The sequence below is a fragment of the Paenibacillus sp. Dod16 genome, assembly GCF_049893405.1.
Classification (GTDB): Bacteria; Bacillota; Bacilli; order Paenibacillales; family Paenibacillaceae; genus Paenibacillus_AQ.
Genome location: NZ_JBNDYG010000015.1, coordinates 280,817 through 303,868 on the forward strand (window position 1 = coordinate 280,817; position 23,052 = coordinate 303,868).

Sequence of the window (23,052 nt, forward strand, 5' to 3'; positions counted from 1 at the left end):
TTGGACGAGGTCCATCAACGTTATAAGCAGCTGTCCCTTGATCAAAAGACAGACAACGAAAAGAGCAAAAAACAGTCATCCTATCCGGGTCCGGTTATCCGCTTGACTGCTCTTTGCTCTTTGTTTGTCATCACATCAGCGAAGCTTTAGGCATCCGCACGTTTCAGCTGCTTTAAGGCTACTGCCGCTGCCTGCTGCTCGGCTTCTTTCTTGGATCTGCCGCTTCCGCGTCCAAGACATTCGCTTCCCATGTATACCTCCGAGACAAACTCCCGCTCATGTGCCGGTCCTCGCTCTTCTACGATACGATATTCCAGTGCGCCCATGCCGTGATGCTGGGTCAGTTCCTGAAGCTCAGTCTTATAATCGCTCATCTGCGGACGACCGTTGACGGTCACCGTGGGAAAGACATGGTCGCTTAAAAACCGGCGAACCGCTTCCAATCCCTGATCCAGATAAAGCGCCCCCACAAATGACTCAAATACGTCTGCCAGAAGAGCCGGGCGGGTTCGACCGCCCGTCATTTCCTCTCCTTTGCCTAGCAGAACGTAACGACCAAAGTCCAGACCTACAGCGAATTGCACCAGGGAGGGCTCACATACGATAGCGGCCCGCAGCTTGGTTAACTCGCCTTCCGGACGGTCCGGAAAAAGGTTGTATAAGAATTCGCTCACCGTCAGCTCCAGAACAGCATCCCCTAGAAATTCAAGACGCTCGTTGTCCTGGCTCTGACTGAAGCGATGTTCGTTTACATAAGATGCGTGGGTAAAGGCCTGCTTCAGCAGCATTGCATTGCGAAACTGGATTTGAAGTTTATGCTGTAACTGCTTCAGATCTCCACTCAACACACTGTCCCCTTACTCGGCGTATTTTTTCAGGATAATCGTGGCATTATGCCCGCCAAATCCGAACGAATTGGACATGACGATATCCAAATCGGCTTTACGCGGGTGATTCGGTACGTAGTCAAGATCGCATTCCGGATCTTGATCCTCCAGGTTAATCGTTGGTGCAATGGTTTGGTTCTTCAAGCTCAGTCCGCAGATAACCGCTTCAACGCCGCCGGCAGCCCCAAGCAAATGCCCCGTCATCGACTTGGTTGAACTAACGGCTACTTTATAGGCATGGTCACCGAGAGCCATCTTAACGGCCTTGGTTTCCGAGCGGTCTCCCACTGGCGTTGAAGTCCCGTGAGCATTAATGTAATCCACATCCTCCGGCGCAATGCCTGCGTCACGGATCGCCATCTTCATGCAGCGAGCTGCTCCATCCGGATCCGGCTCGGTAATATGATGGGCATCGGCACTAAGGCCATAGCCAACCACCTCGGCATAAATTTTGGCACCACGTTTCAACGCATGCTCCAGGGATTCGATCACGAGCACGCCCGCGCCTTCACCCATAACAAAACCGTCGCGGCCGGTATCGAATGGCCGACTGGCTTTTTCCGGTTCGTCATTGCGGGTTGACATTGCACGCATAGCGCAGAAACCAGCCATCCCTGTTGGACGAATGGTTGCCTCCGCCCCGCCGCAGATCATGACATCGGCATCACCGCGCTGTATCAGACGGTATGAATCGCCGATCGAATGCGTTCCGGTAGCACAAGCCGTAACCTGTGTGGTGTTCGGACCCTTGGCTCCCAGATTGATCGACATCTGGCCTGAAGCCATGTTAGCGATCATCATTGGAATAAAGAAGGGGCTTACACGTTTCGGGCCTTTTTCGGCATCGGCATTCACGCCAATTTCAAGGCCACTGTCCTCCAGCGCCTTCGAACCGGCTGCAACCGCAAGCTGTACAAAACGGTCCATCCTGCGGGCTTCTTTGCGATCCATGTAATCCTCCGGATTAAAATCCTTCATGGATGCTGCGATCTGTGTTGTGTAATCACTCACATCAAACGCTTCGATGCGGGATACGCCAGACTTGCCTTCCATCAAACTGTTCCAGAATGTATCCAGGTCTTGACCAATCGAGGTCATGACACCCATTCCTGTTACAACGACTCTATGTTTCAAACAGTTTCACCTCTATATGGACTGCCCGTCCATCTATGAAGCCGTATATGCAGACTCATGAGAACGAAGGCAGTAATAATCTATCACTTGTTTGTGCTAAAAAAGCTTCGATTGAATGTGGAGAAGTCCCGTCTTGCTAAAGAACGGGACTTAACTGTAATGACTTAGGTATGAGATTGTATGTAGTTTACAACTTCACCTACGGTCGTAATTTTCTCCGCATCTTCATCAGAGATCTCCATATCAAACTCATCTTCCAACTCCATCACCAATTCAACTACATCGAGAGAATCAGCTCCAAGGTCGTCTTTGAAAGATGCTTCTAATGTTACGTCGGCTTCGTCAACACCCAGGCGGTCGATAACGATGCGTTTCACGCGTTCCAATACATCGGACATCCGGCTCACCTCCTCTTGGTAATTATACGAGATATGACTTCAAATTGCCATAGAAGGCATTTGAAAACGATTTAATGCCCAGCGGCCAGCGCCGGAACATTGGCGGCACCTACATATACATACCGCCATCCACATGCAGCACTTGTCCAGTCATATAGGATGCACTGGAAGATGCTAGAAAAGCAACCACGCCGGCAATCTCCTCCGGCTGCCCCAGACGGGCGAGCGGAATTCCGCCAAGCAGGCCTTCCCGCATGTCCTCAGGAAGTTCCCGGGTCATATCGGTATCGATAAAACCAGGTGCCACGGCGTTCACCGTAATTCCACGGGAAGCGAGCTCCCGAGCGGCTGATTTGGTCAGACCGATGACTCCGGCTTTGGCCGCAACATAGTTGGCCTGCCCCGGATTGCCAAGCGCTCCGACAACGGAGGATATATTGATAATGCGCCCATAACGTTGTTTCATCATAGGACGCGTCACCGCCTTAAGGCAATTGAATACCCCTTTCAGATTCGTTTCGATTACCTGATCGAACTCCTCTTCCTTCATCCGCATGATTAGATTGTCTCTAGTGATCCCTGCATTATTCACCAGGATATCAATTCGACCAAAAGTCTCCAACACCTGCTTTACCATGGCATCGGCTTCTTCGGTCCGTCCAACGTTGGATTTAACCGCGATGGCCGATACGCCTTTTGCGCGAATCGCTTCCACAACCTCGGCTGCAGCCGCTTCGCTGCCTGCATAATTGACAGCAACGTTAGCGCCCAGATCAGCAAGTCCGAGAGCAATGCTCCGGCCAATGCCGCGGGAAGCACCCGTAACAAGCGCAGTCTGTCCTTTTAGAGCTTCACTCATACCTATTCCTCCTTTCCGAAAGTGATCTGGTTTTTATCCATCGTTATTTATACGACCGTCTCCAAACTGCTGACGCTGTCCAGACTATTTACATTAATGACTTTGACGGATTTGTCAATCTTCTTGATCAAACCGCTAAGAACACTGCCCGGACCAATCTCGACGAAAGTGTCCACTCCTTGAGCGATCATCCATTCCACGCTGTCATGCCATAGCACGGGGGAGTAAACCTGTTCCACCAACAAACCGCGGATGGCAGCGGCATCTTCCACCGGACGCGCCGTCACATTGGCAACTACCGGAACGGATAGGGTATTAAACGCAGCCTGCTCCAGTTTATCAGCCAGTCGGTTAGCCGCCTCCTTCATCAAGGTCGAATGGAAGGGTCCGCTTACCTCCAGAGGGATAGCCCGCTTGCCGCCTGCTTCCTTGACTCTTTCTGCAGCAGCTGCGACGCCCTGTGCGGAACCCGAGATGACGATTTGTCCCGGACAGTTCATGTTCGCAAGTTCTACAACATGTCCCTCTGCCGTAATGCTCTTGCACAGCTCGGACAAAGCCTCACGGTCTGCACCAAGCACGGCTGCCATGGCGCCTTGACCTCCCGGTACGGCTGCCTCCATGTATTCTCCGCGGGCTCTAACGATCGATACAGCTTCTTCGAACGTAAGCACACCTGCACATACAAGTGCGCTGTATTCGCCAAGGGAATGTCCCGCAACGTAATCCGGTTCGATCCCCTTGCCGCGAATGGCTTCCAGATAAGCCATGCTGGTTGCGAGGAGAGCTGGCTGCGTATTTACCGTTTGTTTCAAATCTTCATCAGGACCATTAAAAATAATGGAGCTGAGCGGAAATCCAAGCTGTTCATCCGCGGTAAGAAACAGATCCCTTGCGGCAGGAACCGCATCGTAGGCATCCTTTCCCATTCCGACGGACTGAGCGCCCTGACCTGGAAATATAAATGCTGTTTTACCCAAAATCGTTAGCTCCCTTCTTTTATTTCACTAGGTCTAAATACTATTCTGTTACCAGATGAGCACGGAGGATCCCCATGTTAATCCTCCGCCAAAACCAACCATCAACACCTTGTCTCCTTCTTTCAGGCGACCGGATTCCTGTGCTTCGACAAGAGCCAGCGGCACGGAAGCGGCTGAGGTGTTGGCGTATTTATCAACATTGATTACGACCTTCTCTTCCGGAAGCTCCAAGCGTTCCATGGCAGACTTAATGATCCGGATGTTGGCTTGATGAGGAATGAATAAGTCGATATCCTTTTTGTCGATGCCTGCTTTGGACAATACGGCTTCCGTGGCAGATCCCATCACCCGTACCGCAAATTTGAACACTTCGCGGCCGTTCATATAAATAAAGTGTTTATTCGTATTAATCGTTTCGGCGGAAGCCGGCAATCTCGAACCGCCTGCCTCAACGTACAGATGTGCTCCGCCCGCACCTTCAGCACCCAGATCAAAGGCCTGGAACCCGCGGCCTTCCGGCACTTCACCGACAATCGCCGCGCCGGCACCGTCACCGAACAGGACGCAGGTATTGCGGTCGGTGTAGTCCGTAATGCGGGACAGGCAGTCTACCCCGATCACCAATGCGTTGTTGTACATGCCCGTCTTCACGAAATTTGTAGCTGTTGCCAGGCCGTATACAAATCCCGAGCAAGCAGCCGACAGGTCAAATGCCGCCGCTTTTTTGGCACCAAGCCGATCCTGGAGCAAACATGCGGTGGAGGGAAAGAACATATCCGGCGTAATAGTCGCCACAATAATCAATTCCAGATCCTCGGCGTTCATTCCGGCGGATTTCAACGCGTTCACAGCAGCATGATAAGCTAAATCCGACGTCGCTTCATTCGGAGCGGCAATATGTCGTTCCCGGATTCCCGTCATCGAGACAATCCATTCATCGCTTGTATCTACCATTTTCTCTAAATCATGATTTGACAATATTTTCTCAGGTACGTATTTCCCTGTGCCAATAATACCGACCGGACGCAAATTGTTCATTTCCTCACTCACTTCCCGCTGATTTCATTCGAAATACTTTCTACCAATCGGTTCTGCAGCGCCGTCCGCGCTTGGCGAACCCCATTCTTGATGGCGTTCGCATCCGACGAACCATGGCTCTTAACGACCAGACCGCTCAGACCAAGCAAAGGTGCTCCGCCATGCTCCTTATAATCAAGTGTTGATTTCAGGCTGCGAAGCTCCGGCATCATCAAGGCGGCGGCCATCTTGGTCTTAAGCGACTTGCTGAACTGCTCCTTCAACAGCGAAAAGAGCGCACCAGCCGTTCCTTCAATCGATTTCAACAAAATATTGCCCGAGAACCCGTCACATACGAGCACATCACAAACCCCGTTCATGACATCGCGGGACTCGACGTTGCCAACAAAATGGATAGGCAGCTGCTCCAGTAACGGATAAGCATGCTTCGTCAATTCATTTCCCTTGCCCGGCTCGGTACCGACATTTAACAGCCCGACCCGCGGTTTGGTGATTCCGTGCACCTTCTCGCGATACAGGCTGCCCATTAGTGCGTACTGCTGCAGATGCTCAGGCTTCGAATCCATGTTCGCTCCGAGATCCAGGGCGAGCATCCCCTTGCCGTCGAGCGTAGGAATCATAGGCGCAAGCGCAGGACGCTCAATCCCCTTCATCCTGCCAACGACCAGCAACCCGGTCGTCATGAGGGCTCCTGTATTGCCAGCCGAGATCATGGCATCGGCTTCACCTTCGCGAATCATCCGTCCCGCCACAACCATCGAAGCATCCTTCTTCCGGCGGACCGCCTTAACCGGCTCATCCTCCGCTTCAATGACTTCACTTGCATGAACCACCTTCAGATTGGACGGCTTGTCCTTCAGCAGCGCTCCAATCTGCGCTTCATCCCCAACGAGAATGATCTCGGTATCGCTCCATTCCCGTGCCGCAATGAGAGCGCCCTCGACGTTACTCTGGGGGGCATTGTCGCCGCCCATTGCATCAATCGCAATTCTCATGCCAAACTTCCTCCTTTACTTATGTCATTCTCCTGCAGATCGGTAGATTACGAAATTCCCCTGAAACACCATTTCATCAGCGACATAAGTAAACACTTCCACCTTGGCCTTCCCCTTCTGGCCGGCAATGGACCTAACGTAGGCTTTGGCAATGCATTTCTCGCCGAGACGAACCTGTCTCAAAAACCGTATATCCGCTGAAGACGTCAATGCGATTTCTTCATTGATTACGGCGATGGCAAGTGAATTGGCTTGAGCGAACACATAATGCCCACGGGCAATCCGCGTTTTGCTGAATACATGTTCCTCACGGATTTCAAATATCGATATCCCGCTCTTGTCCAACTGCAAGTCAACGACATCCCCGATTACCTCTTCGAGCGACAAGGAACGAACCTGGTCATAGGAATGCTCCGCCATCTGCTTCATTCGCTCACGAAGCTCCGGGATGCCAAGTTCCATACGGTCAAGGCGTATCGTCTGAATGCTCACTTTAAGCTGGCGAGTCAACTCGCGGTCTGTAACAAAGGGATTCTCGTCGATCAGCTGAATCAGCCGCTGGTGACGGTCTTTCTTGGATAAACGATCGATGACGAAACAACTCCTTCTGCCGCTATGAAAGCCGCCATTCTTCAAACATATATATGTAAATTAGTCGCAAATATTAGAACCTGGTACTAATGTTAAGTATAAATCATGTCACGTCAAAAAGAAAGGGGGGCTTCAGACAAAAAAAATAGCACCTCACCAAAGATGAAGTACTACTTATTTAAAAACTATTGTTTGATGATCTCTCTTGCCTTATACGTTCCGCATACTTTACATACGCGATGAGCAAGCTTCAATTCTCCACATTGCTCGCATTTCACCATGCCTGGCACAGCCAGCTTAAAATGAGTACGACGCTTGTCACGACGTGTTTTGGACGTTCTACGTTGAGGTACTGCCATGTTCCCACCTCCTTATCAGTTCAACCCGCTGAACGGGTGCCATATCCATCATCATTTAAAGAAGTCCTTCAGACCGGCTAGCCTAGGATCGATCACTTCCGTATCGCAGTCGCACGTGCCTTCATTCAGGTCCTTGCCGCAATTCGGGCAGAGTCCCTTGCAGTCGGCTTTACATACCGGAGCTAGCGGCAGGTGGAGCAAAAATGCTTCTTCTACATAGGGAGTGAGATCCACACTCTCACCTTGCACGTATGTAGTGTCATCATTCTCATCCTGAATGGATTCAGGATCTTCCACCGGCTGGAATACTTCATGAAAAGGGATGAGCACATGTTCGCTGATCGGCTTCAGGCAGCGGGAGCAATTCATCTCCAGCTCGCCTTGCAATCGTCCACGAACATCCACCGTACCAGAAACCGATGGGATTGCTGTCAAATCCACGTCTAATGGCTGAACAGCAATGATATCCTTGCGGTCCTTAACGGCATTGCTTACATCCACGGTTTGATGGAACTGTAACGGTTGATCGCTGGTTGTCAATTTACGAAATTGAATTAGCATATCCATCACTCCAAACAAACAAAGATTATTATACCGATTCCCAAAGAGTTTTGTCAACAGGATAACCCTAACAACCTCTTTATTGTTACCCGATATTTCTCTTCATACTACCAGAATTACAACTCTCCCGGGGGATGCGCTTATTGTTGCAGGATCGTCATGTAATTATGTTATATTCTAATCAAGGAGTTGAAACGAATGAAGACGGTTGGCATTGTCGTTGAATATAATCCCTTACATAACGGTCATGTATTGCATTATCGCAAATCCAAAGAAGTCACGGGGGCAGATGCCGTCGTTGCAGTGATGAGCGGTCCGTTTCTCCAGCGCGGCGAGCCTGCCATCGCAAGCAAGCGTGCACGGGCGGAAATGGCCCTTGCCATGGGAGTTGACCTGTGTCTCGAGCTGCCGGTAACCTATGCCGTGCAGCCTGCGGAATGGTTCGCGTACGGTGCGGTTGCCATTCTGGAGGCTACGGGCGTAGTGGATTGCCTTTCCTTCGGATCCGAAAGCGGTACGCTGGAGCAGATTCTGCCGTTGTCCCGTTCGCTCGCCAACGAATCCGGCGAGCTTCGATCCGAAATCGAAAAGCGCCTCCGGGAAGGTATGAACTTCCCATCCGCTTACGGCGCTGCCGCTGCTGCCCTATTCGGTGAGTCCGAACCGGCGATTGCCCATTTGCAAGAGCTGCTCACGCAGCCGAACAATTCCTTGGGCCTGCACTACCTAATCGCTCTAGAGCGCCTGGGAAGCCGCATTACACCCTACACCATACCAAGGGAAAACGCACAGTACCATGATCCCTTGCCGGGAGCGTCGTCCATTGCCAGCGCAACCGCCATCCGCAACATCATACTTTCACAGGGACTGGAAGCCGCCAGACCCTATATGCCGGAATTCACGCACAGCATCATGGAGCGGGAAATCAAGAGCGGACGAGCTCCCGTCCATTGGGAGCAGTTTCGCCAGCCGCTGTTTCAAACCCTGCTCACGCATACGCCCGCGCAGCTTGAAGGCCTTCTCGAAGTGACCGAAGGCTTGGAGCACCGTGTTCAGCGCTCGCTATTTCAGCTGGAGCAGCCGACGGTTGACGCCCTCCTGGAAGCGTTGAAGACCAAGCGCTATACGCGAACCAAGCTTCAGCGCATGCTGCTGCACATCATGCTGAATCATGACAAGGCATCGATGAATCGCGAAGAGCTGGCGAAAGGTCCGGGATATATCCGGGTCCTCGGCTTCAGCGAGACTGGGCGTTCTCTGCTGAAACGAATGAAACACAGCGCCTCACTCCCCGTCATTCACAAGCCGGCCAAGCTGGAGCATCCTCAGCTGGAGAGGGACCTGATGGCAGCCGCCGTTTATGCCAACGGGCAACCTAGGCCTGATATGCGCCACTACTACGGCGATTACCTGCTGCCGCCGCTCACCCCTTAGGCGGCAGCTCCTCCAGATACTCCACTGCGTCTTGCAGGTCCTCGACCGGGATCAGCTTCATGTCCGTTTTGATCCGGTCCGCGCGCTTCTTGGCTTCATCATAATTTTTTTGCGGCACAAAAAAGATATCGGCTTCCTTCCGATCAGCAGCCACGATCTTGTGCTTCACGCCGCCAATGGGGCCAACGGCGCCTGATTTATCAATGGTACCCGTTCCGGCGACCCGGTAACCTTTGCTTAAATCACCATCGGTGAGCTGGTTATATATTTCAAGAGTAAAGATCAGTCCGGCTGACGGCCCACCGATATTGGTATCCGCAAAATGAATGGTGTGATCGGGATCGGCCGGCTCCACGCTTTGCATCGTGGCAATCATGACGCCTAATCCCGGACGCTCCGCTCCTGTCTTCTCATCCTTAATGCTCACAAGCTGAACCTGTTCCTTTACGGTTTTCCCTTTGCGTTCAAGCTCCACGGATACCACTTCCCCAATGCTTTTCCCGCCTAACAGGCTGGCAATTTTCTCATTATCTTCTGCCGGCTGCCCATCGATCTTGATCAATTTATCACCAGGCCGGAAATGCTCGGCATTAACAGAATTCTCGGAGATCGACATCACGAATACATAAGCAGGCTCGATGCTGTAGTCAATTCCTGCTTCCTGATAGGCGGCTTCCATTGCAGACGACTGGGAAGAATTCATGTAATACACTTGTGTGGCTGCATACTCATCCTTGCTCTGATCGCCCATTTTCTCAGCTTTTTTCACAACCTCCGCATTCGGGTTAAACGCAGACATCATCAACAACGCCATATTGGCGTAGCTTGCCGACACGGTTGTCATCATAAAAGTGCCCTCTTCCGCCGGATCGCCCTTCTCGACATTGATCATGGGGCGAACCTCCTCGGCACTCCCCGGCTGGTATACGAGATAAGGGGTCGGCATATAAACGACAACGTACAGCATGACCCCGACCATTAACAAATACAGCGCAATTTTTAAGCCATTCGGTTTTACAGACTTCTTCATGTGGTTCCCTTCCCTCCGCCTTATATATCCAGCCTTCCACCAAGTTTGGTCTGACGGTTGTCTCCTTTGCATAAAGTTGTACTAGCCATGTTTACGCTGAAAGGAGATTCCTTATGAATAAAGACAACGCCGTCAAGTCATCAAACGGGCTGTGGAACACCATCCTGCTGGGTGCCGCCGCTTTCCTGCTTGTACTGGCTGTCGTCAGCGCGCCCGAACCTGCCTTCCAAGCCACCCTGCAAGCACTTAAGCTATGGTGGAATATCGTATTTCCCGCTTTGCTGCCTTTTCTCGTACTGGTGGAAATACTCATCGCCTATGGCTGGGCCCATGGAGTTGGCGTACTGCTGGACCCTTTGATGAAAAAAATATTCAAACTTCCCGGTGCTGGCGGCTGGGTTCTTATAACAGGAATGACTGCCGGGTTCCCGGCAGGAGCGCAGGCCGCCTCCCGAATGTATACACAAGGCGAGCTTCGCGCCATGGATGCCGGAAGGCTCGCCGCTATATCCCATTTCTGTAATCCAATGACCATTCTCGTTGTCATCGGAACCGGCCTCCTTCATAAACCGGAGGCTGGGTATCTGCTGCTGATCGTTCATTGGATTTCTGGACTGCTAGCCGCTTGGATATTCGGACTCTTCCATAAACCGACTTCTTCAGAAGACACACGACGGTTTAATTCAACTCTACACACAGTACGGGCAAGGGAAAACGCCCAACGTCCCCTTCTTAAAAGGGCAGCGACTGCGGCGCTGGAGGCCCATCAACGGGATGGGCGGAGCTTTGGCAAATTACTGGGCGATTCCGTTACCCGTTCAGTTCAAACTTTAATGATGACAGGCGGCTTTATCTTGTTCTTCGCCGTCCTGACCAGAGTATTGACCGGTCACCTGCTGCCGCAGCTTCCACCCTATCTTGTATCCGGAATATTGGAGGCCCATCTGGCAGCCCAGTCCATCAGCTCCTCGGCATTCCAAGCTGGAATTTTACAGCTGGCTGTACTGTCCGCCGCACTTGCATGGAGCGGAATCAGCGCTCAGCTGCAAAGCCTGTCGCTCATGCGGGAAACCGGTCTCTCTTGGCGTTACTTTATGATGAAGCGAGCCCTGCATTCCATGCTCGCCTTTGCGATTACACTGGCAATGTGGAAGCCGGTCAGCGCCCTTTCAGCAGGCATCGTACCGGCTTTCCGAACGGAACCGCTGGATCACGCCAATACGGATCAGCACTTCAACTTTTGGAGCGGATTGCCTTCATTCTTGCAGGTTCAAGGCGCGATCTGCTTACTTTTGATAGCGGCGTTCTGGCTGTGTTCCCGTCTTATTGACCGTTATCGCCGCTAAATTTACGGCGCATCGCGGCATGGACCTCGGGACTAACCAGATCCGTGGTGTCTCCATTAAAATGAGCGATTTCCTTAACAAGACTTGAGCTAAGGAACGAATATTTCGGGTGCGTCATCATGAAGATCGTCTCGGCATCCGGATTCAGCTTGTGATTGGTGGATGCCAGCTGAAGTTCATATTCAAAGTCGGTCACCGTGCGGATCCCCCGTACGATGACCTGGGCATTTTTCTGACGGATATAATTCGCCAAAAGATCACGAAAGCTGTCGATTTCCACATTCGGAAGATGTGCGGTTTCCTGTTTTAAGAGATCCTTGCGCTCTTCAATCGTGAACAGCGGGTTCTTGCTTAAGTTATTCAACACAGCCACAATCAGCAGATCAAACTGCTTGGAAGCGCGTGTAATGATATCCATATGTCCCATGGTGACCGGATCAAAGCTTCCCGGATATACGGCAACTCGGTATGTACTAGTATTCTCATTTGTCATCTTGTAATTCCTCCTCATCAAGCTCTGACGCTTGATCTTGCGCTGTGTCGTAACGATATATCGATATGGCGGTTTCTCCGTATTTCGCCGTCCGGAAACAACAAAAATCACCAAACTTCTCAGGATAATTGTAACTTGATTCGTATTCCAATACCACCACAGCTGAATCCTGCAGCAAACCTCGCTCTGCCATATCCAGCATCAGCTCGTCACCATTCTTAAACCTGTATGGCGGGTCCAAAAAGACCAGATCGAACTTGTAGCCGCGCTTTTCAAGCGCTTTAAGCGCTCGTCCCGCATCGTTGCGGTACACCTCAGCGCTATCTTCAAGTCTGGCCGCCTTCAAATTATCCCTGATCGTACTGATGCTCTTCGGTTCAACATCAATAAAAACAGCACGATCCATCCCCCGGCTTAAAGCCTCAATGCCAAGGCCTCCCGTGCCTGCGAACAGGTCTAGCAGGGCGCCCCCCTCAAAGTAAGGGCCGATCATACTGAATATGGATTCTTTCACTTTATCCGTCGTCGGACGGGTGCTTGTACCAGGCACACTTTTGAGCGGCCGGCCCTTTGCACTTCCGGATACTACTCTCACTGCTTCATTCACCCGTTTCATTATCTATAAATTAATTGCCAAGACAACGCCATTGACAGTGATTATCGTAACACAATCATCCCATATATGAAAAACGAAACATAATGACTCGCCATTTTTTTTCAAAGCCATGTATATTTCTACCACAGCCGGGCATCCTTGAAATATCGACATCAATGAATGTCGTAGACAACCGCGGAGAAGACTTACGTTTCCCCATAAGCTCTTCGTCCGGTTTCTCCTCTCCCATGAGGGAATCTCTTCGGAGGTTCCCGAACTAAATCCCTGTAACGGCAACGTTTATTACAGGGATTTAGTTCTTTTTTTTATGTTGAGCCGCTAAACGAGATGAGCGGCTTTTTGTCATATCAATTGCTGCTTCTAGTCAGACGATGCACTTACCTGTGTAAAAATGCATAACCATTCCCTCTCAGCAAACGTTCTAACAATAAAGGGCATGATGGGGGGAACAAGTGATGAACTTGTTTTTATATGCAGGATTGGCTTGCCTCTTGGTCACAGGGCTTCTATCCGGAATGTTTACTACGGGATACCAACAAAGAGGCAACTTCTATGCTGATTCCAAGGAAGACCGCGCATCCAGGGAGAAAGTATCCATCTGGTTCTTACTAGCCGGTTTCGTATTTCTTGCGGTCGCCGGCATTGTGTATTTGTTCCGCTAGGGTTGACACTGTGAACATTTGCTCGCGACCCGGCGCACGAATAGTGGGACAAAGACACCCATTTCAAGGGGAGGAACTGATTCATGAATCGTTTCATTAGCCATGAAGATACAGAAATAGAACGAACGAGAATGAAATATGCCTGGATCGCTTTAATCTCTTTTCTTACGTTCAGGAAATTCGCCATAATCGAAACAGTGAAGAATGATTTATACGCGGCTTTATTGCTGTTGAGAGGAACTGATATTACATAATCAAGTTTCTGCCACCAATGATCCCCACCGTAATCTCTCAACTAAAACACCGTTAAGGTCAAGGCAATTCAACAAACAATCACGAGCTTAACCGACAAAACGTCCCCAGATATCTATCGGAGGGCGTTTTTTTGTCCCCTTTTTTATCCATAGCACCACGCGACAATTGCAGGAATAGCGTAAATTTTGTCGAATCAATTAAGCTGTTTGAAAAATATTCCTAATTGTATAGTAAAGAGAGGTCATGTAAGTGAGAAGAACGTTGTATGTTCTCGTATTATTTACCATGCTGGCGGGACTTGGTTTTGCAGGCGCGACGCACGGGATCGCTTCTGCCGAAGAGTCCAGGCTCCAGATCAGCGACATTGCGGGAAGGAACACCTACCTGATGAGCGATGGTTCCATGTGGTCCCTGATCGACGGACGACATGCCATACGGACGCCGGGTAAAGTTGCAGCCATCAGCGGTTATGAATACGGAGGCATCGGTATGACGCAGGATGGGCGATTAGTGGAATGGGATATCGGCAAGGGACCCGAGGTCGTTCCGGGAACAAGCGGAGTGAAGCAGATAGCGGGTTCCTACTGGCTGAAGTCGGACGGCACCGTATGGGGCGGCTCGGAAAAAGCAAAAAACCTCAGCGGCATTTTGCTTATCGCCAATGCGGATCAAGAATTTGCCGCCTTGTCCTCAAACGGGGAGCTGCTATTAGAGGATAACTACAAAAAGGGACAATTCAAGAAGCTCGGTATCGTGGAAAACCCGGTCGGGGTCAAATCCATGACGGTTCACAGCGGGCGTGTTGCCCTATTGCGTGACAACGGTGACGTGGTGGTATACGAAACGTCCAACTTTGATGATAACGGGCGCATCATCCCGGTTACCGTCGCCCAGAACGCAGCTCATATCGTTTATGCATCCAATGAGCCGACGGATCTTCTGATTGTGACGCTCCAAGACGGAACCGTATGGACAACCGGAGTGTATAAAGACCGCTGGAAGCTCAAGGAGCAGGTCTCCGGACTGAGCGGGATCGTAAGAACCTCAATTTACGGAAATGCCGAGGATCTGTCGGAGGGGTTCTATGCTCAGCGTTCTGACGGAAGCTGGATACATCACACGAACGGGCAGAACAAATCGGTTGATGTGCCTGTCGTTAAGGCCTTATCAGTTTCGATATCCGATGCCAAGCCTTATGTAGGGGATACCCTTGAAGTCAGTATCCAGGAGACTTACACGAACGGGGCCAAGATCAAAGTGCCGGTTAAAGATGCCTTGATCGATATAGAGAAGCCTTATCTGATGAACATACAGAAGAACGGAATACTGAAGTCTGCGGGCGTTGGCAAGACACAGATTACGGTAACCTCGGGCGGTTTGTCCAAATCGATAACGGTATCGTCCAGCCTGCGCAACAATTTGAAATATGCGAAACAAGTTAACGGGAATATTATGGTGCCGGCCAAATCCGTCATCCAGGCACTGGGCGGCACCTATTCGGCCAAAAACGGATCCGTGGAGGCCAAGTTTGGAGAGACCGTGCTCTTGCTCACGGCAGGCAGCAACCAGGCCACGCTGAATGGCAGCCCGCTGCGCTTAAAGGCAGCTCCGATGACCGACAAAGGCGAACTGCTAATTCCAGCTTCCGTGTTATCCGATGTTCTGGGCGCGAAAATCGGCTGGGAAGCCAAGTGGAAACAAGCGAATATCTCCTTCGGGAGCGATGCAGTCATGACCGTTGTTTCCAATGAGACGGCTGGCTTGATCAAAAAAGCGATGCAGGGCAGCTTGGTTAAATTTATTGGTCGAACGTATTGGGTGAATGATTTCGAAGACTTGGAACGCTTCACGAAATTGACGGTAACCGACATTTTGCCGGATGACAAAGGCGAATTCAATGTGATTTTCAAAACGGCTTCTGGAAAAACAGTGAAAAGCTATCCTATGCGGTCTTCGGAAGTAATGCAGCTGTTTGCGGACCGATCTTCCCTATTAAATTACGACCCTTACCAAAAATACAAATGGTCCGCATCGGTCTGGAAACAGATTAAAGCAGGCCAGGTTTCCCTCGGGATGACCAAAGAACAGGTGCAGCTGTCATGGGGAAATCCGGCGGCCAAGGACATTACCACCGGCGGCGGGAAAACCATTGAAACCTGGGGGTACTCGAATTTTGATATCGTATCTTTCGTAAACGGTAAGGTTATATTGATTATGATGTAGCATGAGTAACACACGGGACAGAGTATGGACCCGGGTCCATATTCGTTCTCCCAAAAACAGACCACTCCTTCTCGAGCGGTCTGTTTTTTTTGAGATTATCTCATATGCTGTTAAACGATGATTCATGACAAATCATTCACGCCGACTCTCGCTTCATCAAGAACAAGACCGCCCTAAGAAAAGGCCATGCCTCTTTTGGACGGTCTGTCGTTGTGACTGCTCAAGGTGATCGGTATTTACTTATTGATTCAATTGGTTTGTTCGCTCAAAAGATGGATTAGATAAATGCGCGAGTAATGATCACCAACAAGATGAATAATACCAAAATAGCACCTACAGAAGAGCCATATCCATAGCCGCCATAACCTTCTCCTACTCCGCTCACATGAATCCCTCCTTTTTTGAACATACCACATGTTATGTCGGTTCCGCTCAAATGAACTGGGCTGCCGCCTGTTCGGGATAAGATTAATGAATTGGCCCATGTATTCGAAAATCCCGGATACGACTATAGAGCATCACCCTTGATTCCCATATGAAAGAGGCATGGTGTAACGGTCGTTTACCACACCCCATGCGATCACTTATTGTCTATACCTGCGAAAGTTGTTCTTTTTCATCCCGCTCGGTGTCAGGATCTGAATATACAATTCTCCTGCGGCGATCGACCAAACCTTCTTCGCCCAACTCACGGTATTTGCGCATCCACACTTTCAGCCGTCCGATATCAGATATTTGTAAGGCCGATGCCACTTCTTTCTTAGTCATGCCCTCCAGCCGCATGGCGACTGCCTTTTTCTTCGTTTCGAAACTGTAATGATGGAATATTTGTCCCTTTTTCGCCATGATTATCACCTCTTTACTACCTTTATCGGCTATCATCGACCTTCTTTCAATACCTATGGCCTATTCCGACATGCGCATGTATTCAAGGTCTATGGAACCGATAGTATTTCAACCTAAATAAATCCATGTTATGGTATAATTTGTGTTATAACTTCACATAGAAATTGAGGGATCTCTTTTGTTTAAACTCATCATTTTTGGATTTCTGTTCTACATCTTCGGTAATCCGATTACGGCGATCCTGGTGCTGCTTCTCATCGTGTATGTGCTGGACCGCCGCTTTGTCGGGGTATTTCCCAGCGTGACAAAGCCAATTAAGCGCGCACGTAATATTTCCAAACTGCGCAGACAGATTGCAGTTAGCCCCAGCGACGTTTCATCAAGGCACGAGCTTGCCAGATTGCTTCTGGAGCGACGTAAGTATGGGGAAGCCTTGAAGCTCCTGGAATCCATTGAATCCAGCCTGGAGGACTCCGCCGAGTTCTGGGACGATATCGGAAACGCACGCCTGCATACCGGCAGCATCCCGCAAGGGGAGTCGGATATTATCCGGGCCCTGGAGATCAACCCGAGGGTCAAATACGGCCGGCCTTATCTTAGGCTTGCCGATGCATTTCGGGATTCGGATCGGGAGAAGGCGCTCCATTATTTGGAGCAGTTCCATTCCATTCACTCTTCTTCAAGCGAAGCCTTTTATTTGCTGGGATATATGTATCAATCGCTGGGAAGGACCGAGGATGCCAAGAAGTCTTATCAGGAATCTATGGATGTATACCGGTCACTGCCGAAATACAAAAAACGGCAAGAACGCAAATGGGCCGTACGAAGCTTTTTCAGGAAATTATTATAATTAAAAAGGATTACATAAACCAAAGGGCGTCCCATGGTCGAGAGACCAGGGGACACCCTTTTTTTCTTAATCATTCGATTGGTTATGCAAGTGGCTTGTACCCAAGCCGGTTTAATTGTTCCGCGATCACCCGGTACCCTCGGCCATTCGGGTGTAAACCGTCCACCGACATCAGTTCTTTCTCTCGGCCTGAAAATGATGCGTAAATATCAGCTACTCGAAAATAGCCGTCACTTAGCCCCATCAAGTGCCGATTGAACCGAATCACGTATTCCGTTGCCTCCGTCCAGGCCGGGTATGGATTATACAGACCGATAGCTCGAATAAAATAAGGTTTGCTGACCGGAGTCTTTATTTTACGGATATGTCTAATGGTATTAGCCACATGATTCTGACATCGATACAAGGCAGCATCCAGCACCTCCCGATTCGGTCGGCCTCCCGTGGACTTTACCGCACGTATCAAGTCATTGCCTCCGATCGATATCGTGATGATCTGAGCCTGCTGCAGGTGAAAGCGATACGTAGGAAGCTGAACGACCCGATCGTATAACTCATCCGAGGTTAATCCATTGACCCCGAGATTCTCATGGGCCACGAACTGGCGAAGCTTCTCCTCCACCATCCGACGGTATAACGGAACAAAACCGCTGCCAGGCATCGCCCCTAACCCGAAGGTCAAGGAATCGCCGACAGCGGTATAATGGTACACCAACATGTTCACCCCCTGCCCCGCTCGTTACGACATTATATGAGGAGTGCCCCCATTGCGAAACGGGTCTATTGTCTTGAATGGCAATTTTAATTCCACTCGAAGACGGCAAACATGCTTTGGATAAGAATTGCCTATTCTTCGGATTCCTCCACCTCGTAAATGCAGCGGAATCTTTCAACACCCGGATACTTTTCTCCCAGGCTGTATACCTCAAAGCCGATACTGCGGTAGAAGTTTACGGCTTCTTCGTCCGTTTCCGCAATAACTCGGGCCGGCTTAGGCTGGACCTCAAGGAGCAGCTCCAAAATCAATCCGCGTCCATATCCCTTTCCCCGATTCTCCGGAAGAACGGCAAGATGCCGAATGGTAAGCTCGTCCTGATCGACATCGAAACCGATGACTCCTAAGAGAAGACCGTCCTCTTCAAATCCAAACAACCGGCTTGGGCCCGTCTCATAAGCAGCAGCCGCCTGATCCACGGCTTCCGGATCCGGAAATACCGAGTAGCTGATCAGTTCCTTTACTTCGGGTTGCATCGCTTGCATCGTTATATCTTTAAGCATACATATCTCCAATCTAAAACTTGTATAGGTCTATAACATCTTCTCCGCACTGATCCCAAGCTTACGCAGCAGCATCGCCGCCTGGGCTCTCTCGTCTTCCGACAAGCCGCTAAGCACCTTAACCATCAATTCCTGATGCTGAGGAAAGATGGCTTCGAAGAATTCCTTTCCCTCTACGGTAAGCTCAGCATAAATGACGCGGCGATCCTCAGCGGAAGCCCGGCGAACCAGCAGGTTTTTCTTTTGAAGCTTGTCCACCACGTATGTAATGTTACCGCTGGAAATGAGCACCTTTTCGCCAATTTTTTGCAGCGGCTGCGGTCCTTTGTGATAGAGCACATCCAATACACCGAATTCGGTGGAGTTTAATCCGTGACTATTGATGCTGCGATGCGAATGTGTCATCACTGCGTTATAAGCTCTGGCAAGGACAACCAGCAAATGTAACGGGGTATCCTCGTGTTCTTGAATATCCGACATATTTCACCCTCCGAAAGATATCATGTAATTAAGGTTAATGAACGCCGGATCAACTGTCAAATGTATTCTTTGTTTCTATGCTCCCGGAATGTAATATCCGTACCGTTCCATCCTGGCAGCCGATGATCGCTTGGTCGGCCATACCGATAAACAGCCCATGTTCAACCACGCCAGGAATGGCACCTAGCCGAGAGCTCAATTCCTCAGGACGGGCAATATGCTGAAACCGGCAATCAGCAATATAATTCCCGTTATCCGTAACATAAAACCCCTCATCTTGCTTACGGCGGATCTCCACAGAACAACCAAGCTGGGATAATGACTGAACCGTCCACTCAAAAGCAAAAGGGACAATCTCAACCGGCAGTGGAAAAGCGCCGAGTTGAGCTACGGCTTTCGCTTCATCCGCTACAATCACGAGTCGTTCACTGTGAAAAGCCGTGATCTTCTCGCGGAGAAGCGCTCCGCCCCCTCCCTTGATTAAACGGAGCTGGTCATCCAGCTCATCCGCCCCGTCAATCGTCAGATCCAAGCGATCGATCTGATGGATAGGCGTCAAGGATATCCCTTGTTCCATCGCCAGCTTCTCCGAAGCTTCAGAGGTAGCCACGGCCTGAATCGAGAGTCCGGATCGGACCATCTCGCCGATTTTGAGAATCGCGTAATAAGCGGTTGAGCCTGTGCCCAGCCCAATCTTCATCCCATCCTGGACATACTTGGCGGCATGCTCCGCCGCCATTTTCTTCATATTATATTCACTTTCCATGTGAATCCGCTCCTTCGTCTTAAGCTGAATCAAATGCTATAATATGGGGTAAACAGATGGATTTCATACAAACGAAAGGATTATACTCATGCGAACCGAGAACCAAATCAAATCCAAGATCAATGAACTTACGATGCAGAAGAAAAAGCTGCACACTCGCTTGACTGCTCTTGAGGAGAACAGTCCGGAGCGAGCCTCCCTTCTCAATCAGGAAACCCGCCTCGACGATATGATCACGATGCTGGAATGGGTACTGTTTGAGCCAAGCGGTTCCTATCATATGTAAAGTCGGCTGACAAACGGCAGGGGCGCTAACTGCGCCCCTGATTTTTATTAATGAATCGCGGTCTGTCTTCTGAGAATGTGCGTCGATAAGGTTTTTCTTTAGATATCAGAAAGTTAAAACTTCGTAGCACGAGCCTTCCTGATATCGCAAGAAAAACTTCCTATAAACGCGGTCTGTCTTCTGAGAATGTACGTCGATAAGGTTTTTCTTTAGATATCAGAAAGTTAAAACTTCGAAGCATGGCATTCCTGATATCGCAAGAAAAACTTCCCATAAACGCGGTCTATCTTCTGAGAATGTGCGTCGATAAGGTTTTTCTTTAGATATCAGAAAGTTTAAACTTCGAAGCATGGCATTCCTGATATCGCAAGAAAAACTTCCCATAAACGCGGTCTATCTTCTGAGAATGTGCGTCGATAAGGTTTTTCTTATACTTGCGCCTCCTTCTCCTGTGTGTACTGCTCAAGCCAATGGATATAAAGCTCTTCATTATCAGGAGAAAAACAAACGAAGTCAATCCGATCCAGGCGGTTATCCGGCAGATCCTCCTCAAGCAGCTCCGTAACCGCCTTTAACGCAACGTCACATGCCGGAGCCTTAGGATACTCATAGATACCCGTGCTTATATTAGGAAAGGCGATGCTTCTGGCACCCACCTCGATTGCAAGCAGGAGACTGTTGCGGTAGCATTCCGCCAGCGTATGCTCCTCACGCCGTCCGCCGCCCTCCCAGATCGGGCCGACCGTATGAATGATATGCTGGGCAGGCAGCCAGCCTGCACCGGTAATCACGGCATTGCCTGGCGGGCAGCCGCCTTGCTGCTTGCGAATTTCCATGCACTGCTCCATGATCTCCGGCCCGCCGGCGCTATGAATTGCGCCGTCCACGCCTTTTCCACCCAGCAGTCCCGAATTTGCAGCATTGACGATAATGTCGCCCGTCCATGTCGTAATATCGCCTATAAAGACGGAGACCGATGTCCTTCCGATTTTAAATGTTTTCATTTCGGAAAATCTCCTTTCGGTCTTTTATTTCTTTATTACCCCGCTAGTGGGTGGATTGACCCTGTTTGCCTATTCTGTTCTCGGCTTTTTTTTTGGCAGCTGCAGACAGTCGGTCGGTCAAACTCTTCTCTTCCGGTCCTTGCAGCGCCTCCTCCACCGTGCGGTAGAACATCAGCGTGCCAGTGTCCCTGGCCTTCGTCAAATGATGAAGAAACACATTGCCGGCTTGCTCCAGCTTCAGATCCTCGGATGCATTCCTGACCCGGCAAAGATATACCTTCATCATCCCTTGCGGGTCGCGAAATTCCATGACGCCGATCGGACTCATCGATCTTTTGTCCTCCTCCGTGAACTGAGGCGTCATATAAACGGTATATTCCGAAGCAGGCGAAGGAATGTATGCTTCCTTTTTTTTATCCGCAATTAATTTGGAATTCATGAATGCGATGTAACCCGCCGCTGCGAACAATAGGATGCAGGCAGCCATTGCGATATTCAACATGTATGTCTCTCCTTGTATATAATCAATCCATCTAGCGGTAACCTAAAGAGTGCATCTCTATACAATCACCCGTAATAACGCAATAATCAGTAAATGCAGAGGATAAAATGAACGCCATACCCAGCGACTCACCCGGATAGACTCCAGTTTCCTCCATACATGCGGGCCATAAGCTATCACAGCCGTCGGGATGACGCTCCACATCTGCAGCTCCCAGTTATTAAGGAACCAGAATAACAGGTTCAGCACCATATGAAGCGGAACAAGCCAGCTGGCCTGAGCATATCGGAAAATCAAAATCAACAGCAGTCCGTAAGCTCCGTAATCAAACGGAAATTCACTCATTAGGGCACAGGCGGCAACAACAACCATCCACGATAACAGCTGGGAATCCGAACGTTCCAGCACATATAAAACGATAGCACCAGCAACCAGGGTAATGACCACATTCAACCCTTCAGGATCCAGCGCAAGCTGATAGGGAATTTGGGAGATCACCGCAATAACGGCCAGCCGAATGATATACTTGGGTCTCGAAGAAGTGTAGCGGTGCCCCTGAACGAGAGCATAGACGTAGATTGGGAAAGCAATGCGGCCGATGATTCTCCAAATCTCCTGATGCGGAAAAAACACAAGCCCTACATGATCGATCAGCATCGTCAGCATGGCGATCCACTGCATGACAACCCCCTCCTCGCACTCGAAGATGTTGAATTCATATGTATTTCAAATCGATATATCTATTATGGGTTGCAACACTGGGACTTGCAAGCGAAGAAAACATGAAGCAACGGATATCCGGCATCCACGTCCAATATCCTCTATAATAAAAACAATAGCAGCTTGAGTAGGAAGGACGCTTGTTGGGATCAACAGATACAGATTGAGGTGACGGTCGTATGGAAAAGAAAAAGAACAACATGGCCCTTGGGATAAGCATGGGGGTCGGCGTCGGGGTAGCCATTGGTGTTGCCATGGATAATATCGCTATCGGCATAGCAATCGGTGCCGCCATTGGCATTACGTTTGGCTCAGCCATGTCAAGCAATAACAAAAAGCCCCCTAATGAATAAACAGAACTTCAAATAACAGTGAATAGACCACCCGATTCATTGAAGTGCTCCCTGTCAAGTAGACAGACTAAAAAAGCAAAATCATTAGCATTCAATATCCCTTCGG

At 49.9% G+C, this 23,052-nt stretch carries 30 protein-coding genes; 8 read left to right on the forward strand and 22 right to left on the reverse strand.

From position 1 onward, the window contains the following. Window positions 1-146: 146 nt before the first annotated feature. The 10 genes from rnc to ACPV3A_RS14225 form a co-directional block, all read right to left on the reverse strand. The gene (rnc, locus tag ACPV3A_RS14180) at window positions 147-845 is read right to left on the reverse strand and encodes a ribonuclease III (RefSeq protein WP_071220044.1); all 699 of its coding nucleotides are present in this window, start codon (window positions 843-845) and stop codon (window positions 147-149) included. A 12-nt stretch (window positions 846-857) separates the two neighbouring features. Next, complete coding sequence (gene fabF / locus ACPV3A_RS14185; protein ID WP_426199992.1) at window positions 858-2,021, reverse strand: beta-ketoacyl-ACP synthase II; 1,164 nt, start codon at window positions 2,019-2,021, stop codon at window positions 858-860. Between the two features lie 164 nt (window positions 2,022-2,185). Next, window positions 2,186-2,419, reverse strand: a complete 234-nt coding sequence (gene acpP, locus ACPV3A_RS14190; RefSeq protein WP_006211375.1) for an acyl carrier protein — start codon at window positions 2,417-2,419, stop codon at window positions 2,186-2,188. A 109-nt stretch (window positions 2,420-2,528) separates the two neighbouring features. Further along, window positions 2,529-3,278: a 3-oxoacyl-[acyl-carrier-protein] reductase gene (gene fabG, locus ACPV3A_RS14195; protein WP_071220042.1), complete on the reverse strand. Its 750-nt coding sequence runs from the start codon at window positions 3,276-3,278 to the stop codon at window positions 2,529-2,531. A gap of 47 nt (window positions 3,279-3,325) precedes the next feature. Next, complete coding sequence (gene fabD, locus ACPV3A_RS14200; protein WP_426199993.1) at window positions 3,326-4,258, reverse strand: ACP S-malonyltransferase; 933 nt, start codon at window positions 4,256-4,258, stop codon at window positions 3,326-3,328. A gap of 48 nt (window positions 4,259-4,306) precedes the next feature. Then, the gene (locus ACPV3A_RS14205; protein ID WP_426199994.1) at window positions 4,307-5,296 is read right to left on the reverse strand and encodes a beta-ketoacyl-ACP synthase III; all 990 of its coding nucleotides are present in this window, start codon (window positions 5,294-5,296) and stop codon (window positions 4,307-4,309) included. Between the two features lie 8 nt (window positions 5,297-5,304). Next, entirely contained in the window at window positions 5,305-6,291 is a 987-nt protein-coding gene (gene plsX / locus ACPV3A_RS14210; protein ID WP_426199995.1) for a phosphate acyltransferase PlsX, read from the reverse strand. Between the two features lie 24 nt (window positions 6,292-6,315). Beyond that, on the reverse strand, window positions 6,316-6,927 hold the full coding sequence (fapR, locus tag ACPV3A_RS14215) for a transcription factor FapR (RefSeq protein ID WP_179090709.1): 612 nt from the start codon (window positions 6,925-6,927) through the stop codon (window positions 6,316-6,318). 140 nt (window positions 6,928-7,067) lie between these two features. Further along, the gene (rpmF, locus tag ACPV3A_RS14220) at window positions 7,068-7,241 is read right to left on the reverse strand and encodes a 50S ribosomal protein L32 (RefSeq protein ID WP_006211382.1); all 174 of its coding nucleotides are present in this window, start codon (window positions 7,239-7,241) and stop codon (window positions 7,068-7,070) included. A 51-nt stretch (window positions 7,242-7,292) separates the two neighbouring features. Beyond that, entirely contained in the window at window positions 7,293-7,802 is a 510-nt protein-coding gene (locus ACPV3A_RS14225; RefSeq protein ID WP_194543605.1) for a YceD family protein, read from the reverse strand. A 198-nt stretch (window positions 7,803-8,000) separates the two neighbouring features. On the opposite strand from ACPV3A_RS14225, the gene ACPV3A_RS14230 reads away from it, so the two are divergent. Further along, window positions 8,001-9,236 (forward strand): nucleotidyltransferase, encoded by a 1,236-nt coding sequence (locus tag ACPV3A_RS14230; RefSeq protein WP_426199996.1) that lies wholly within the window; start codon window positions 8,001-8,003, stop codon window positions 9,234-9,236. Here ACPV3A_RS14230 and ACPV3A_RS14235 read toward each other — a convergent pair. Next, window positions 9,226-10,266, reverse strand: coding sequence for a SepM family pheromone-processing serine protease (locus ACPV3A_RS14235; RefSeq protein WP_194543607.1), 1,041 nt, complete (start codon window positions 10,264-10,266; stop codon window positions 9,226-9,228). The two genes, ACPV3A_RS14230 and ACPV3A_RS14235, sit on opposite strands and share 11 nt — an antisense overlap. A 113-nt stretch (window positions 10,267-10,379) precedes the next feature. On the opposite strand from ACPV3A_RS14235, the gene ACPV3A_RS14240 reads away from it, so the two are divergent. Continuing rightward, complete coding sequence (locus ACPV3A_RS14240) at window positions 10,380-11,612, forward strand: nucleoside recognition domain-containing protein (RefSeq protein ID WP_426199997.1); 1,233 nt, start codon at window positions 10,380-10,382, stop codon at window positions 11,610-11,612. On the opposite strand, the gene coaD is transcribed toward ACPV3A_RS14240, so the two are convergent. Together coaD and rsmD are read right to left on the reverse strand one after the other, a co-directional pair. Then, window positions 11,590-12,105 (reverse strand): pantetheine-phosphate adenylyltransferase, encoded by a 516-nt coding sequence (gene coaD, locus ACPV3A_RS14245; RefSeq protein ID WP_071220034.1) that lies wholly within the window; start codon window positions 12,103-12,105, stop codon window positions 11,590-11,592. The two genes, ACPV3A_RS14240 and coaD, sit on opposite strands and share 23 nt — an antisense overlap. Continuing rightward, complete coding sequence (rsmD, locus tag ACPV3A_RS14250) at window positions 12,095-12,700, reverse strand: 16S rRNA (guanine(966)-N(2))-methyltransferase RsmD (RefSeq protein WP_426199998.1); 606 nt, start codon at window positions 12,698-12,700, stop codon at window positions 12,095-12,097. The genes coaD and rsmD overlap by 11 nt, the downstream gene beginning before the upstream one ends. A 476-nt stretch (window positions 12,701-13,176) precedes the next feature. On the opposite strand from rsmD, the gene ACPV3A_RS14255 reads away from it, so the two are divergent. The 3 genes from ACPV3A_RS14255 to ACPV3A_RS14265 all read left to right on the forward strand — a co-directional run bounded on the left by ACPV3A_RS14255 (window position 13,177) and on the right by ACPV3A_RS14265 (window position 15,861). Continuing rightward, window positions 13,177-13,383, forward strand: coding sequence for a DUF5316 family protein (locus ACPV3A_RS14255; RefSeq protein ID WP_426199999.1), 207 nt, complete (start codon window positions 13,177-13,179; stop codon window positions 13,381-13,383). A gap of 83 nt (window positions 13,384-13,466) precedes the next feature. After that, window positions 13,467-13,637: a hypothetical protein gene (locus ACPV3A_RS14260; protein WP_194543610.1), complete on the forward strand. Its 171-nt coding sequence runs from the start codon at window positions 13,467-13,469 to the stop codon at window positions 13,635-13,637. A gap of 250 nt (window positions 13,638-13,887) precedes the next feature. Beyond that, complete coding sequence (locus ACPV3A_RS14265) at window positions 13,888-15,861, forward strand: stalk domain-containing protein (protein WP_426200000.1); 1,974 nt, start codon at window positions 13,888-13,890, stop codon at window positions 15,859-15,861. A 277-nt stretch (window positions 15,862-16,138) separates the two neighbouring features. On the opposite strand, the gene ACPV3A_RS14270 is transcribed toward ACPV3A_RS14265, so the two are convergent. Continuing rightward, a complete protein-coding gene (locus ACPV3A_RS14270; protein WP_233355008.1) occupies window positions 16,139-16,246 on the reverse strand; it encodes a YjcZ family sporulation protein in 108 nt (35 codons plus the stop codon). Window positions 16,247-16,452: 206 nt separating this feature from the next. Then, window positions 16,453-16,707: a helix-turn-helix domain-containing protein gene (locus ACPV3A_RS14275; protein ID WP_071220029.1), complete on the reverse strand. Its 255-nt coding sequence runs from the start codon at window positions 16,705-16,707 to the stop codon at window positions 16,453-16,455. A 178-nt stretch (window positions 16,708-16,885) separates the two neighbouring features. On the opposite strand from ACPV3A_RS14275, the gene ACPV3A_RS14280 reads away from it, so the two are divergent. Continuing rightward, window positions 16,886-17,557, forward strand: a complete 672-nt coding sequence (locus tag ACPV3A_RS14280; protein WP_071220028.1) for a tetratricopeptide repeat protein — start codon at window positions 16,886-16,888, stop codon at window positions 17,555-17,557. 82 nt (window positions 17,558-17,639) lie between these two features. Here the strand turns inward: ACPV3A_RS14280 and ACPV3A_RS14285 are convergent, their stop codons facing one another. From ACPV3A_RS14285 to rpiA, 4 genes are all read right to left on the reverse strand, one after another. Continuing rightward, window positions 17,640-18,275, reverse strand: a complete 636-nt coding sequence (locus ACPV3A_RS14285; protein WP_426200001.1) for a GDSL-type esterase/lipase family protein — start codon at window positions 18,273-18,275, stop codon at window positions 17,640-17,642. A 128-nt stretch (window positions 18,276-18,403) separates the two neighbouring features. Further along, window positions 18,404-18,835: a GNAT family N-acetyltransferase gene (locus ACPV3A_RS14290; protein ID WP_426200002.1), complete on the reverse strand. Its 432-nt coding sequence runs from the start codon at window positions 18,833-18,835 to the stop codon at window positions 18,404-18,406. Between the two features lie 30 nt (window positions 18,836-18,865). Next, entirely contained in the window at window positions 18,866-19,315 is a 450-nt protein-coding gene (locus ACPV3A_RS14295; protein ID WP_216531821.1) for a MarR family winged helix-turn-helix transcriptional regulator, read from the reverse strand. Window positions 19,316-19,364: 49 nt separating this feature from the next. Then, entirely contained in the window at window positions 19,365-20,081 is a 717-nt protein-coding gene (gene rpiA, locus ACPV3A_RS14300; protein WP_426200003.1) for a ribose-5-phosphate isomerase RpiA, read from the reverse strand. Between the two features lie 88 nt (window positions 20,082-20,169). Here rpiA and ACPV3A_RS14305 point away from each other — a divergent pair, with 88 nt between their 5' ends. Next, window positions 20,170-20,367, forward strand: a complete 198-nt coding sequence (locus ACPV3A_RS14305; RefSeq protein ID WP_220684566.1) for a hypothetical protein — start codon at window positions 20,170-20,172, stop codon at window positions 20,365-20,367. Between the two features lie 428 nt (window positions 20,368-20,795). Here the strand turns inward: ACPV3A_RS14305 and ACPV3A_RS14310 are convergent, their stop codons facing one another. Genes ACPV3A_RS14310 through ACPV3A_RS14320 form a run of 3 tightly spaced genes read right to left on the reverse strand, consistent with a single transcriptional unit; the run spans window position 20,796 to window position 22,554 of the window. Continuing rightward, entirely contained in the window at window positions 20,796-21,371 is a 576-nt protein-coding gene (locus ACPV3A_RS14310; protein WP_426200004.1) for a macro domain-containing protein, read from the reverse strand. A 43-nt stretch (window positions 21,372-21,414) separates the two neighbouring features. Beyond that, on the reverse strand, window positions 21,415-21,873 hold the full coding sequence (locus tag ACPV3A_RS14315; RefSeq protein WP_426200005.1) for a hypothetical protein: 459 nt from the start codon (window positions 21,871-21,873) through the stop codon (window positions 21,415-21,417). A 57-nt stretch (window positions 21,874-21,930) separates the two neighbouring features. Then, window positions 21,931-22,554 carry a TraX family protein gene (locus tag ACPV3A_RS14320; protein ID WP_071220020.1) on the reverse strand — a complete coding sequence of 208 codons (624 nt, stop codon included), beginning with the start codon at window positions 22,552-22,554 and terminating at the stop codon, window positions 21,931-21,933. A gap of 218 nt (window positions 22,555-22,772) precedes the next feature. Here ACPV3A_RS14320 and ACPV3A_RS14325 point away from each other — a divergent pair, with 218 nt between their 5' ends. Then, window positions 22,773-22,946: a hypothetical protein gene (locus ACPV3A_RS14325; RefSeq protein ID WP_194543616.1), complete on the forward strand. Its 174-nt coding sequence runs from the start codon at window positions 22,773-22,775 to the stop codon at window positions 22,944-22,946. Window positions 22,947-23,052 lie beyond the last annotated feature (106 nt).